The sequence below is a fragment of the Psychrobacter proteolyticus genome (genome assembly GCF_038155145.1).
In the GTDB taxonomy this organism is placed as follows: domain Bacteria; phylum Pseudomonadota; class Gammaproteobacteria; order Pseudomonadales; family Moraxellaceae; genus Psychrobacter; species Psychrobacter proteolyticus_B.
The window spans coordinates 144,735-158,804 of the sequence record NZ_JBAKAY010000008.1 but is presented as its reverse complement, the minus strand read 5'-3'; the positions used below and the strand labels follow the sequence as shown (position 1 = coordinate 158,804).

9 protein-coding genes and 1 tRNA gene are annotated in these 14,070 nt (G+C 43.0%); all 10 read left to right on the top strand.

The genetic code is table 11. The annotated features are described in order from the left end of the window. Positions 1-521 (top strand): EF-Tu/IF-2/RF-3 family GTPase (locus V6252_RS11260; RefSeq protein ID WP_296243477.1); only part of this gene is annotated, 521 nt, incomplete at its 5' end. Positions 522-850: 329 nt separating this feature from the next. Next, positions 851-926, top strand: a tRNA-Trp gene (locus V6252_RS11255). A 51-nt stretch (positions 927-977) separates the two neighbouring features. Further along, positions 978-1,463: a preprotein translocase subunit SecE gene (secE, locus tag V6252_RS11250; RefSeq protein ID WP_057761731.1), complete on the top strand. Its 486-nt coding sequence runs from the start codon at positions 978-980 to the stop codon at positions 1,461-1,463. A gap of 71 nt (positions 1,464-1,534) precedes the next feature. Then, positions 1,535-2,065, top strand: coding sequence for a transcription termination/antitermination protein NusG (gene nusG, locus V6252_RS11245; RefSeq protein ID WP_057761729.1), 531 nt, complete (start codon positions 1,535-1,537; stop codon positions 2,063-2,065). A 90-nt stretch (positions 2,066-2,155) separates the two neighbouring features. Next, on the top strand, positions 2,156-2,587 hold the full coding sequence (gene rplK / locus V6252_RS11240) for a 50S ribosomal protein L11 (protein ID WP_057761727.1): 432 nt from the start codon (positions 2,156-2,158) through the stop codon (positions 2,585-2,587). Continuing rightward, entirely contained in the window at positions 2,587-3,288 is a 702-nt protein-coding gene (gene rplA, locus V6252_RS11235; protein WP_057761725.1) for a 50S ribosomal protein L1, read from the top strand. Before rplK ends, rplA begins: the two co-directional genes overlap by 1 nt. A 457-nt stretch (positions 3,289-3,745) precedes the next feature. Then, the gene (rplJ, locus tag V6252_RS11230; protein WP_057761724.1) at positions 3,746-4,273 is read left to right on the top strand and encodes a 50S ribosomal protein L10; all 528 of its coding nucleotides are present in this window, start codon (positions 3,746-3,748) and stop codon (positions 4,271-4,273) included. Positions 4,274-4,393: 120 nt separating this feature from the next. Beyond that, on the top strand, positions 4,394-4,765 hold the full coding sequence (rplL, locus tag V6252_RS11225) for a 50S ribosomal protein L7/L12 (protein ID WP_057761722.1): 372 nt from the start codon (positions 4,394-4,396) through the stop codon (positions 4,763-4,765). A gap of 764 nt (positions 4,766-5,529) precedes the next feature. Next, complete coding sequence (gene rpoB / locus V6252_RS11220) at positions 5,530-9,648, top strand: DNA-directed RNA polymerase subunit beta (RefSeq protein WP_101204292.1); 4,119 nt, start codon at positions 5,530-5,532, stop codon at positions 9,646-9,648. Between the two features lie 151 nt (positions 9,649-9,799). After that, complete coding sequence (gene rpoC / locus V6252_RS11215) at positions 9,800-14,017, top strand: DNA-directed RNA polymerase subunit beta' (RefSeq protein WP_341610509.1); 4,218 nt, start codon at positions 9,800-9,802, stop codon at positions 14,015-14,017. Positions 14,018-14,070 lie beyond the last annotated feature (53 nt).

The following is a 14,070-nucleotide window of genomic DNA, read 5'->3' as shown; positions in this document are numbered from 1 at the left end:
CAGGTCGTGGTACTGTAGTAACAGGCCGTGTTGAATCTGGTATCGTTAAAGTTGGCGACGAGATCGAAATCGTTGGTATCCGTGACACTCAAAAAACCACCTGTACTGGTGTAGAGATGTTCCGTAAACTGCTTGACGAAGGTCGTGCAGGCGAAAACTGTGGCGTACTACTACGTGGTACTAAGCGTGAAGACGTACAACGTGGCCAAGTACTAGCTAAGCCAGGTTCAATCACTCCTCACACCAAGTTTGACGCTGAAGTATATGTATTGTCAAAAGAAGAGGGTGGTCGTCATACACCATTCCTAAACGGCTATCGTCCACAGTTCTACTTCCGTACTACTGACGTAACTGGCGCAATCCAATTACAAGACGGTACTGAAATGGTAATGCCTGGTGATAACGTTGAGATGGGCGTAGAGCTTATCCACCCAATCGCTATGGACAAAGGTCTTCGCTTCGCTATTCGTGAAGGCGGCCGTACTGTAGGCGCTGGTGTTGTTGCTAACGTATTGAACTAACCCTTAAGTCTCAGTAATGAGCTTATGAATTAGTCATAAAAAGGCCATCCTATCTAGGGTGGCCTTTTTTTTGTGGGAGAATGTGAATCATTACTAGAAATAGAATAATAGCTTTAGCGAAACAATAACTCACGATATGTGAGATAGAGATAATTATTTGTTAGATAGCATATTGTAATCTACGGCATAGCTTGTTATATTATCGCTGCACTTAACGCTAGCAGTTATTTTAGATTGCGGCAGTGCGAAATCAGGTAAAATTAATAATTTTACCGTCTAGGGCTTGCATTCTATGCTAAATATTGTATAATGCTGTCCTTTACACCCATAGGCGATTGGCTCAATTGGTAGAGCATCGGTCTCCAAAACCGAGGGTTGTAGGTTCGAGTCCTACATCGCCTGCCATCTTCTTATCACATCTTTGTTGTACCCCACCATCTCCGAAGCGAGTTCTTTATGAGCAATGATCAAGATAACCTCGAGACTAAGTTATCTGATGCCAAGGCGGTTGCTGGTGGAATGCTGTCTAAAAATAAGCATGTTTCAGCTAGCGGTACTACTGCTGTTGAAGTGGCTAAGACTGGCTCAATAAAAGATTTGATTTTGTGGCTACTTGCTGCAGCTGTATTAATCGGTGCGACTCTAGTAAATCAATACTTACCAGGCTATTGGCAACCTGCCAACGACGTTTGGGTACGTATTGGTATTATTGTCGCACTTGTTGTATTTGCATTAGTCTGTTTGGCGTTAACGCATCAAGGCCGTGCTTTTAAAATATTATTAAAAGATGCTGCCGTTGAGCTTCGCCGAGTGACATGGCCAGGTAAAGACGAAACCTTTCAATATACATGGCAAGTGATTGTCGTGATTGCGATTGCTGGTTTCTTTATTTGGTTATTGGATAACTTTTTTAATTGGTTCGTTGGTATCTTTATCGGTTAATAGCACGTATTAGTGACTATTAGCCAGACATTTATTCATAACGACTTATTTATAATGATCAGGAGCGTGATATGCGTTGGTATATTGTCCAAGCGTTTTCAGGATATGAAAAACAAGTACAACGTTCATTAACTGATCGTATTAACCGTAGTGACTTCGCTGAGTCATTCGGTGATGTATTGGTTCCTACTGAAGAAGTCGTCGAAATGAAAGACGGCAAAAAACGTAAGAGTGAGCGTAAGTTCTTTCCTGGATATGTATTGATCCAGATGGAGATGAACGATAATACTTGGCACATCGTAAAAGATTGCCCACGTATTATGGGCTTCATCGGTGGTACGCCTGAGATGCCTGCACCGATTACGCAAGTAGAAGCTGATCGCATTTTAAACCGTTTGAACCAGACTGAAACTGACCCACGTCCTAAGACTCTATTTGAGCCAGGCGAAGAGTTATTGGTCATCGATGGTCCATTTACTGACTTTAAAGGGTTGGTAGAAAAAGTGGATTATGAGAAGTCTAAACTACATCTAACGGTAAACGTATTTAATCGACCTACACAGGTTGAGCTTGAATTTAGTAAAGTTGAAAAACTAGACTAAACGAGCAAAAAATTCATCAACCGGGGAGCTGTTAGTCAATTAGGTATATACCACGTTGATTTGGCGCTATTACCCATTTAGGAGAGTATCATGGCTAAGAAGATTGATGGTTACATCAAACTGCAAGTGCCTGCAGGCAAAGCAAATCCTTCACCACCTATTGGTCCAGCTTTGGGTCAAAAAGGCGTGAACATCATGGCGTTCTGTAAAGAATTTAACGCTGCGACCTCAGGCCAAGAGCCAGGTCTACCGATCCCAACTGAGATCACAGTATACAGCGACAAATCTTTTACCTTCATCATGAAGTCACCACCAGCTGCATACTTACTACGTAAGGCTGCTGGTATTGCTAAAGGTTCAGGTACACCGAACACTGCTAAAGTTGGTAAAGTTGACCGTGCACAACTAGAAGACATCGTTAAGACTAAGAATGCAGATTTAACTGCTGCTGATCTTGACGCTGCTGTCCGTACCATCGCTGGTACTGCACGTTCAATGGGTATTACCGTGGAGGGTGTATAATGTCTAAGCTAACCAAACGTCAAAAAGAAATCCAAAGCCGTATTGATAACGAAAAACAGTACACTATTGAAGAAGCGGTTCAAATCCTAAACGATTTGCCAGCGCTAAAATTCAAAGAGTCTATCGATATCGCAGTAAACTTGGGCGTTGACCCACGTAAATCTGATCAAGTAGTTCGTGGTGCAACTAACCTACCTGCTGGTACTGGTAAAACCAAACGCGTTGCTGTATTCGCTCAAGGCGCTGCTGCTGAAGCCGCTAAAGAAGCTGGTGCAGACATCGTTGGTTTTGAAGACCTAGCAGAGCAAATCAAAGCCGGTAACATGGACTTTGATGTTGTTATCGCAGCTCCAGATGCAATGCGTGTTGTTGGTCAATTAGGTACTATCCTAGGCCCACGTGGTCTAATGCCTAACCCTAAAGTTGGTACGGTAACGCCAAACGTTGCTGAAGCTGTGACTAATGCGAAAGCTGGTCAGGCTCAGTACCGTGTTGATAAAGCTGGTATCATCCATGCAACTATCGGCCAAGTTGGTTTCACTGCTGATCAAATCGAGCAAAACGCGCAAGCGATTCTTTCTGATCTAAAGCGTGCTAAGCCTGCTACTTCTAAAGGTACTTTCATTAAGAAAATTACCTTGTCTAGCACGATGGGTCCAGGTCTAACGATCGACGCCGTTCCTTATCGTACTGCTAAATAATTAAAGTTTTTATCTTCAAATATTTTGAGTGATAAACACAAACAGTTTTTAAAGAATTAGGTCAGCGTAGTATTTGCTACGCTGTCTAAGACCGTAGGTAGAGAGTAGTTTATAGTCATAGTTAGCGATCTTCGGATAGTTGCTTATGATAATAAGTCACTTTTGTTAATCGACGACAGATGAAAATCTTAGTTGTCCTACGCAGACGGTGGCCCACACAGTTTAAGACACGAGCGAATAGGGCGATAGGATTATTTATAACCTTCAAACTATTACTCAACGTCATTCTGATAACGGTGCCGTAATCAGTCGTTACCAGTAGATGCTTTTATTATTAATTGAACCCACTGGTAATGTGTCGTATCAAGTCAGTCTTAGCTTACAGTTTGAGCGCATAAAAACCTTGTTTTTGGCACTTTTATTATAAGTCGATTGATAAGATTAAAGGAGTCAACTTATGGCATTAACGCTAGAACAAAAACAACAAGTTGTGGCTGAAGTGTCTGAAGTTGCTGCTAATGCTTACTCAGCAGTAGCTGCCGAATATCACGGTATTGGTGTTGCACAGCTTACTAAGCTGCGCGAACAAGCTCGTGATAAAGGTGTCGTTTTGAAAGTGGTAAAAAATACACTAGCAAAACGCGCTTTTGAAGGCACTAAGTTTGAGAGCATGTCAGACCGTATGACTGGTCCACTACTTTTGGCTTTCTCTATGGAAGATTTGGGATCTGCTGCTCGAGTCGTTTTCGACTTCAGCAAAGATAACAAAGCTTTAGAGACCAAATTAGTATCAGTCGGTGGTGAAGTTTATGGTCCAGAAGAGCTAGAGCGCGTATCGAAGCTACCAACTCGCGACGAAGCAATCTCTATCTTGATGGCTACTATGAATGCACCAGTGACCAAGCTTGTCCAGACTATGAACGCTGTTCCTGGCAAGTTCGTTCGCACTGTAGCGGCAATCAAAGACGCAAAAGAAGCTGCTTAATTGCTTGTTTTAACGTAACTTTAACATCGCTAATTTTGGTTGCACTTTATTGTCACATTAGGCAAGCAATCAAGGCGATATTAGAATCAATTAATTTTTATCAGATAACGGAGAGTTCTCATGGCACTATCTAAAGATGACGTGTTAAATGCAATCGCTGAAATGTCAGTAATGGATATCGTTGAGTTAATCAGCGACATGGAAGAAAAATTCGGCGTAACAGCTGCTGTTGCTGCTGCACCTGCTGCTGCTGGTCCTGCTGCTGCTGCTGCTGAAGAAAAAGACGAGTTTGACGTAGTTCTTGCCAGTTTTGGTGAGAAGAAAGTTGGCGTAATTAAAGCCGTACGTGAAGCTACTGGTCTTGGCCTAAAAGAAGCGAAAGATTTGGTTGAAAGCGCTCCAGCTCCAATCAAAGAAGGCGCATCTAAAGCTGAAGCTGAAGAGTTGAAAAAGAAACTTGAAGAAGCTGGTGCAACTGTTGAACTAAAATAAGTTTAACACTGTACGAAAAAAAGCTGGTAATGCCTTGCATTGCCAGCTTTTTTTTACTATAATTCGTAGCTTGACCTTTTGTGTCTGCCAACATACGTATGCAACATCACGGTGGATACCCATCAAAAGGACAGACGATATACATGCAAGCACACATGCCAGTTTTTGAAATCAGTTAATATGAGCTAAACGTCTGTAGATGTTTGGCATTTTTTTGTGTCTGCATGCTTTCCTATCAACACTATAGTTTATACTGATTCTAAAAGTTATAGTTACCCCGATTATTAATCCTGAAAAAAGCGGTATTCTTAAAAAAGCTGTTGATCATAAGTTGCCTACTTGGTGTGGCATGACTGTCGATATTTAGTCTCATAGACAGTTTGTATGTGTAGGGAACATAGTTCGGTAATAAGTAGTCTAGATGGCAAGTGGTATGGATGCAATCTTAATAGACATTATTTCCCAGCAGTGTATTTGTAAAGTAAGCCGGATAGGCAATGTGTTATAGATTATATAATATTGAATTTTTTGGTTGTAACAGTCATATAGACTGATTCACTTACCATGAATCTAGCAAGCAACGATGAGATTAAGTGAAGTGTGCTAGGTAAGCACTGAAGAGTAAAGTAGTAATTGACAGAAAAGACATGAACTGAACACGAAGACCCGTTTTATATTATCGTTTACGTCGCTACGTTTGCATCGTATTTATGCATACTGGCCACGCTTTTAATTTGTTTCCACGTTTACTGTAAGGACTCTCGATGGCATATTCTTATACTGAAAAAAAGCGTATTCGCAAAAGTTTTGCTGAATTGCCCACTGTAATGGACATTCCCTATTTACTGTCTATTCAAGTAGATTCTTACGAGCAATTTTTGCAAGAGCACAAAAAGCCAAAAGCTCGTGAGAATACTGGTTTGCAAGCTGCGTATTCCTCTATTTTCCCAATTGAGAGTCACTCTGGTAACGCAGAGCTACAATTTGTTGAGTACTATTTAGGCACGCCTGAATTTGATGAGCGTGAGTGTATCTTACGTGGTTCAACGTTTGCTGCGCCTATGCGTGTCAAAATCCGTTTGATCATCAAAGACAAAGACAGCAAAGACAAAGATAGCAAAGCTGCTATCAAAGATATCCGTGAGCAAAGCGTTTACATGGGCGAGATGCCTTTGATGACTGCTAACGGTACTTTTATTATCAATGGTACTGAGCGTGTTATCGTATCTCAGCTACATCGTTCACCTGGTGTGTTCTTTGACCATGATAAAGGTAAGTCGCATTCAAGTGGTAAAGTGCTTTATAACGCACGTATTATCCCTTACCGTGGTTCATGGTTAGACTTTGAATTTGATGCAAAAGATTTAGTATTTGCTCGTATTGACCGTCGCCGTAAGCTACTTGCTTCAATCATTCTACGCGCACTTGGTCTAACAACTTCTGAAATCCTAGATTTATTCTTTGATAAAGTTGCTGTTTATAAAGGCGAAGAGACGTTTGAGATTGATTTAGTTGCTGATCGTCTACGTGGCGAAATGGCTCAGTTCGATATCGTATCACCTGAAGGTGACGTTATCGTCGAGCAGGGCAAACGCATCAACGCACGCCGTATCCGTCAGCTTGAAGAAGCAGGTATGACGAAGATTGCTGTTCCTGATGAGTATCTATATGAGCGTATTTTAGCAGAAGATATTGTCGTTAACGACGAAATCATCGCTAAAGCAAACACGCCAATCGACCACGAGTTATTGGTTAAATTGAACTCATTTGAAGCCAGTGGTGCTATCAAAGAGTTCAGCATTCTATTCACGAACGATATCGACCAAGGTAGTTATATTGCCGATACGCTACGTGCTGATAGTACCTCAAGCCGTGAAGAAGCGTTGATCGAAATCTACAAAGTAATGCGTCCAGGTGAGCCACCAACGGTTGAAACTGCTGAAAAACTGTTTGAGAGCATGTTCTTTAATGCAGATCGTTATGACTTATCAAACGTCGGTCGTATGAAATTCAACCGTCGTCTTGGTTTAGAATTTGATAATACTGATGATCCTGATATCCAGCGCGAACGCAGTGTATTGACTAACGATGATATCGTTAACGTTCTAAAAGAACTTATCGAGATTCGTAATGGTCGCGGTGATGTCGATGATATTGACCATCTTGGTAACCGTCGTATTCGTTCAGTAGGCGAAATGGCAGAAAACCAATTCCGTGTTGGTCTAGTACGTGTTGAGCGTGCCGTAAAAGAGCGTTTAAGCTCAGCAGAATCAGACAACTTGTCACCACAAGATTTGATTAACTCTAAGCCAGTAGCGGCCGCAGTTAAAGAATTCTTTGGTTCAAGCCAGTTGTCACAGTTTATGGATCAGAACAACCCGTTGTCTGAAGTTACCCATAAGCGCCGTGTATCAGCGTTAGGACCTGGTGGTCTAACTCGTGAACGTGCAGGCTTTGAAGTACGTGACGTACATGATACGCATTATGGCCGTGTATGTCCTATTGAGACTCCTGAAGGTCCAAACATTGGTCTGATCAACTCACTAGCAACATTTGCTAAAACCAACAGCTTTGGCTTCTTAGAAACGCCTTATCGCCGTGTGGTTGATGGTAAAGTTACTGACGTTATTGAGTATTTATCAGCAATCGAAGAAGTAGGTACTGTCATTGCACAGGCTGATTCTCCGATGACTGAAGATGGCGCGTTATCTGACGAGATGGTCAGTGTGCGTAGCTATGGTGAATTTGTTCGTATGCCGCCAGAAAAAGTGACGCATATGGATGTATCACCAAGTCAGGTAGTATCGGTTGCAGCAGGTCTGATTCCGTTCCTAGAGCATGATGATGCTAACCGTGCCTTGATGGGCTCGAACATGCAGCGTCAGGCTGTTCCTACGCTACGTGCTGATAAGCCGTTAGTAGGTACTGGTATGGAGCGTCACGTTGCTCGTGACTCTGGTGTTTGTGTTATCGCTAAGCGTGGCGGTGTGATTGAAGATGTTGATGCATCACGTATCGTTGTTCGTGTAAACGAAGACGAGATGACTGCTGGTGAAGCGGGTATCGATATCTATAACTTGATCAAATACACGCGCTCTAACCAAAACACTTGTATCAACCAACGTATCATCGTTAACCAAGGTGACGAGATTGCTTTGGGTGATATCTTGGCTGATGGTCCTTCAACGGATCTTGGTGAGCTAGCATTAGGTCAGAATATCCGCATTGCATTTATGCCGTGGAATGGTTACAACTTCGAAGATTCAATCTTGTTATCTGAAAAAGTAGTTAAAGAAGATCGTTTCACTACTATTCATATCCAAGAATTGACTTGTGTGGCTCGTGATACCAAGCTAGGTACAGAAGAGATCACTGCTGATATTCCAAACGTTGGTGAAGCAGCATTATCAAGTCTTGATGAAGCAGGTATCGTCTATATCGGTGCTGAAGTTGACGCTGGTGATATTCTAGTTGGTAAAGTGACGCCAAAAGGTGAAACGCAACTAACGCCAGAAGAGAAACTACTACGGGCTATCTTTGGCGAAAAAGCGGCTGACGTGAAAGACACCTCACTACGCGTACCAACTTCAAGTAAAGGTACGGTTATTGATGTACAGGTCTTCACCCGTGATGGCGTTGAAAAAGACGCACGCGCAAGAGCGATTGAAAAATCGCAGCTTGATAGCTATCGCAAAGATTTGAAAGAAGAGCTACGTATCTTTGAAGAAGCAGCACGTGGTCGTATTGGTAATCTATTAGATGGCCAAAAAGTCAGCGGCGGTGCTGGTCTAAAAGCTGGTACGGTTATGGCCTTGGCTGATATGAAAGATATGAGCCTTGAGACATTGCTTGATATTCAGCCAGTTGAAGAAGAAATCTCTGAACGTCTAACGCAAATCGCTGATTACTTGGTTGATAAGCAAAAAGACATCGATGTGAAGTTTGCTGAGAAAAAACGCAAATTGACTGCTGGTGATGACTTGCAACATGGCGTACAAAAAATCGTTAAAGTATATCTAGCGGTTAAGCGTCGTATTCAGCCTGGTGATAAGATGGCTGGTCGTCATGGTAACAAAGGTGTTGTATCGCGCATCATGCCAGTTGAAGACATGCCTTATGATGAAAATGGTAATACCGTTGACATCGTATTGAACCCACTTGGTGTACCATCTCGTATGAACATCGGTCAGGTTCTAGAGACGCATTTGGGTATGGCAGCGAAAGGATTGGGCGAGAAGATTGACGGTATGCTCAAATCTCAAGCAGCAATCAAAGAGCTACGTGACTTCTTGGACAAAATCTACAACCAAGTAGGCGGTGAGCAAGTTGATCTTGATAGCTTGAGTGATGATGACATCATGGCGCTAGCAGACAACTTACGTGGCGGTGTACCGATGGGCACAGCAGTATTTGACGGCGCAAGAGAAAGCCAAGTTAAAGACCTGTTAGAGCTTGCTGGTATGGATCGCGATGGTCAACAGACGTTATATGATGGTCGTACAGGTCAGAAGTTTGACCGTAAAGTAACCGTTGGTTACATGTACATGCTCAAGCTTAACCATTTGGTTGATGACAAAATGCATGCGCGTTCAACAGGTTCTTATTCTCTAGTAACGCAGCAGCCATTGGGTGGTAAAGCTCAGTTTGGTGGTCAGCGCTTCGGTGAGATGGAAGTATGGGCACTAGAAGCATACGGCGCGACTTACACGTTGCAAGAAATGCTAACGGTGAAGTCGGATGACGTTGAAGGCCGTACTCGTATGTACAAAAACATCGTTGATGGTGAGCAGTATATGGATCCAGGCATGCCTGAGTCGTTCAACGTACTGACCAAAGAAATCAAATCACTGGGTATTAATATTGAGTTAAAACAAAGCAACTAGCCCGTTGTTTAACTTAGTTGTCCACTAAAGGCAGTCTGCTTTATTGCTGCTGCTTTTAGTGATTTGTCTCAACCCTATTCATTGCCTTCATTCATCTTATCTGCGTCAATGGTACGCTGTCAGATGATTATAAAGATAACGGAGAAGCAACTTGAAAGATTTACTCGATATCATGCAAAGCCCTACCGGCAACGGTAACCAAGAGTTTGATAGCATTCAAATTACTTTAGCCTCACCTGACGTCATTAAGTCATGGTCGCACGGCGAAGTCAAAAAGCCTGAAACCATCAACTATCGCACGTTCAAGCCTGAGCGTGATGGTCTTTTTTGTGCCAAAATCTTTGGCCCGGTAAAAGACTTCGAATGTTTATGTGGTAAATATAAGCGCCGTAAGTTCCAAGGCGTTATTTGTGAAAAATGTGGTGTTGAAGTTACCACTGCTAAAGTTCGTCGTGACCGTATGGGTCATATCGACCTAGCCAGTCCTGTGGCGCATATTTGGTTCCTAAAATCATTACCGAGCCGCATCGGTCTATTGCTAGACATGACGCTCCGTGATATCGAGCGCGTTCTATATTTTGAAAGCTACATCGTTACTGAGCCTGGTCTAACTAGCTTAGAAAAATACCAGTTGCTTGATGACGAAGATTATTACAAAGCGCTTGAAGAGTTTGGTGACGAATTCACAGCCAAGATGGGTGCTGAAGCAGTTCAAGACCTATTAAAAGACATTGATATCGATCTTGAAATTGATGAGCTACGTGAAGCGATTCCACAAACTGGTTCTGAGACTAAGCTTAAGAAGATGTCTAAGCGTCTCAAATTATTAGAAGCATTCCGTGATTCTAATAACAAGCCTGAGTGGATGGTAATGAACATCTTGCCAGTACTACCACCAGATTTGCGTCCTCTAGTACCGCTAGAAGGCGGCCGTTTTGCGACGTCAGATCTAAACGATCTATATCGCCGTGTGATCAACCGTAACAACCGTCTTAAGCGTCTGCTTGAGCTAAGCGCACCTGACATCATCGTGCGTAACGAAAAACGTATGTTGCAAGAGTCAGTAGATGCGTTGCTTGATAACGGTCGTCGCGGTCGTGCCATCACTGGTAGTAACAAGCGTCCATTGAAATCTTTGGCAGATATGATCAAAGGTAAGCAAGGTCGTTTCCGTCAGAACTTACTTGGTAAGCGTGTCGATTACTCTGGTCGTTCGGTTATCGTTGTAGGTCCAACACTACGTCTACATCAGTGTGGTCTACCTAAGAAAATGGCACTAGAATTATTCAAGCCATTTACTTATAACAAATTATTATCTCATGGTTTAGCGACTACGATTAAAGCTGCCAAAAAGATGGTAGAGCGTGAAGAGCCACAAGTGTGGGATATGCTGGCCATGGTTATCCGTGAGCATCCAGTACTTCTTAACCGTGCGCCAACACTTCACCGTTTGGGTCTACAGGCATTTGAGCCAGTACTGATCGAAGGTAAAGCAATCCAGTTGCATCCGCTTGTTTGTACCGCATTCAACGCCGATTTCGATGGTGACCAAATGGCTGTTCACGTGCCATTGACGCTAGAAGCGCAGCTTGAATCACGTGCCTTGATGATGTCTACCAACAACATCTTGTCACCTGCGAACGGTGATCCGATCATCGTACCATCTCAGGATGTTGTACTAGGTCTATATTACATCAGTCGCTCGTCTATTAATGCCAAAGGCGAGAGCATGATTTTTGCTACCGTTAATGAAGCATTGCGTGCAATTGGTTCAAATGATCTACATGTAAACGCCAAGATCAAAGTACGTGTTACTGAGACGCAAATTGACGAAGATGGTAACGAGACCAAAGAAATCAGTATCAAAGATACGGTTGCTGGTCGTCTACTTATCTGGAACATCATGCCTAAAGGTATGACGTTTGATGAGTGTAACCAAGAGATGACGAAGAAAAACATCTCTCGTTTGATCAACTCTTGCTACCGTAAAGTTGGCGTAAAAGAAAGTGTTATGTTTGCTGACCAATTGATGTATCTTGGTTTTGCTCAAGCAACACTATCTGGCGTGTCTATCGGTATCGACGACATGGTCATTCCACCACTTAAAAAGCAAATCATCGAAGTGGCAGAAGGCGAAGTTCGCGAAATCGAAGATCAGTTCGAGCAAGGTTTCGTAACTGCTGGTGAGCGCTATAACAAAGTAGTTGATATCTGGTCACGTACCAATGACAAAGTCGCTAAGGCGATGATGGACAACTTGGCAACAGATAAAGTTATCAATGCACAAGGTGAAGAAGACGAGCAGAAGTCATTCAACTCTATCTTTATCATGTCAGATTCTGGTGCTCGTGGTAGTGCGGCACAGATTCGTCAGTTGGCAGGTATGCGTGGTTTGATGGCGAAACCAGATGGCTCAATTATTGAGACACCGATTAAAGCTAACTTCCGTGAAGGTTTGACCGTACTACAGTACTTCATCTCAACTCACGGTGCACGTAAAGGTCTAGCGGATACAGCACTGAAAACAGCTAACTCGGGTTACCTAACTCGTCGTCTAGTTGATGTGGCACAAGATTTGGTTATCACTAGCGATGATTGTGGTACTGAAGAAGGCTTACTCATGAAACCACATATCCAAGGTGGTGAAATCATTGAGAAGCTAGGTGAGCTAGTACTGGGTCGTGTGACTGCTCGTGACGTTACTTATAATGACGATGCTGATAAAGTATTGATTCCAGCTGGTACATTGATCGATGAGTACTGGGTTAACGTCCTTGATAACAACGCAATCGATGATATCTGGGTACGTTCAGTAATTACGTGTGATATCGAACATGGCGTATGTTCACAGTGTTATGGTCGTGACCTTGCACGTGGTCATAAAGTGAATATCGGCGAATCAGTCGGTGTTATGGCAGCTCAGTCTATCGGTGAGCCAGGTACTCAGTTAACCATGCGTACGTTCCACGTGGGCGGGGCAGCGAGCTCAGCCTCTGTAGACAACAGCATCTCTGTACGTAATGCTGGTCAAGCGCACTTTGAAAACATGAAAACAGTACAGCATACCGATGGTCACTTAGTCATCGTATCGCGTTCAGCTGAAATCGCATTGACCGATGAGCTTGGCCGTGAGCGTGAGCGCTATAAAGTACCGTACGGTTCAAGCGTACTTGTGAAAAACGAAGAGCAGGTTGAAGGCGGTCAAACTATCGCTAAGTGGGATCCACATACGCATCCAATCATCACAGAATTTGCTGGTACAGCACGCTTCAGTGACATCACTGACGGTATGACTGCAACAGTAAAAGTTGATGATGCGACTGGTATGAGCTCATTTGAGATTCTAGCCACTCGTGACCGTTCAAGTTCAGCAAAAGACTTACGTCCTGCGATTATCTTGAACACTGACGAAGGCAAAGAAGTAGTTTACTTCCTACCAGCTGAAACTATCATCCGCGTGAGCGATGGTGAAAAAGTAGCAGCAGGTTCGATTCTAGGCCGTGTACCACAAGCGTCTTCTGGTACGAAAGATATTACCGGTGGTCTACCACGTGTTGCTGACTTGTTCGAAGCACGTCGTCCAAAAGATCACGCCATTATGGCAGAAATGACTGGTGTGGTAAGCTTTGGTAAAGAGACTAAAGGTAAGAACCGCTTCATTATTACTAATGAAGATGGTGAAGTACATGAAGAGCTAATCCCGAAATGGCGTCAAATCAACGTCTTTGAAAACGAGACGGTAGCACGTGGTGAAGTGATCGCTGATGGTCCACAGAACCCACATGATATCTTGCGTTTGAAAGGTCAGACTGCACTTGCTGATTATATCGTCAACGAAGTACAGGACGTTTATCGCTTGCAGGGCGTAAAAATCAACGATAAGCACATCGAAGTTATCATTCGTCAGATGTTGCGTAAAGTTGAAATCACTGATGGTGGCGATTCAAGCCACTTCAAAGGTGATCAGGTCGAGTATGCAGATATCAAAGCATTGAATGCGAAGCTAGAAGCGGAAGATAAATTCCCAGTACAGTTTGAGCGTCAATTACTAGGTATCACCAAAGCAAGTCTGGCAACTGAAAGCTTTATCTCAGCGGCTTCTTTCCAGGAAACAACCCGTGTACTAACTGCGGCTGCTGTGACTGGTAAAGTAGATGAACTACGTGGTCTGAAAGAAAACGTGGTTGTTGGTCGCTTGATTCCTGCAGGTACTGGTCTTGCTTATCATAAAGCACGCAAAGCAAAAGCAGATCAGAAGCTACAAGATAAAGATTTGAATGCAGCGTTTGATATGACTGCAAGCACTGATAGCAAAGACTTTGCAAGCTTCGATGAAGCATTTGCTCAAGAGTTAAATCAAGATAATTAATCGTATTAAGTATTCTGATTCATTCTTAATTTGATAAAAAAGCCAGCCTAAGT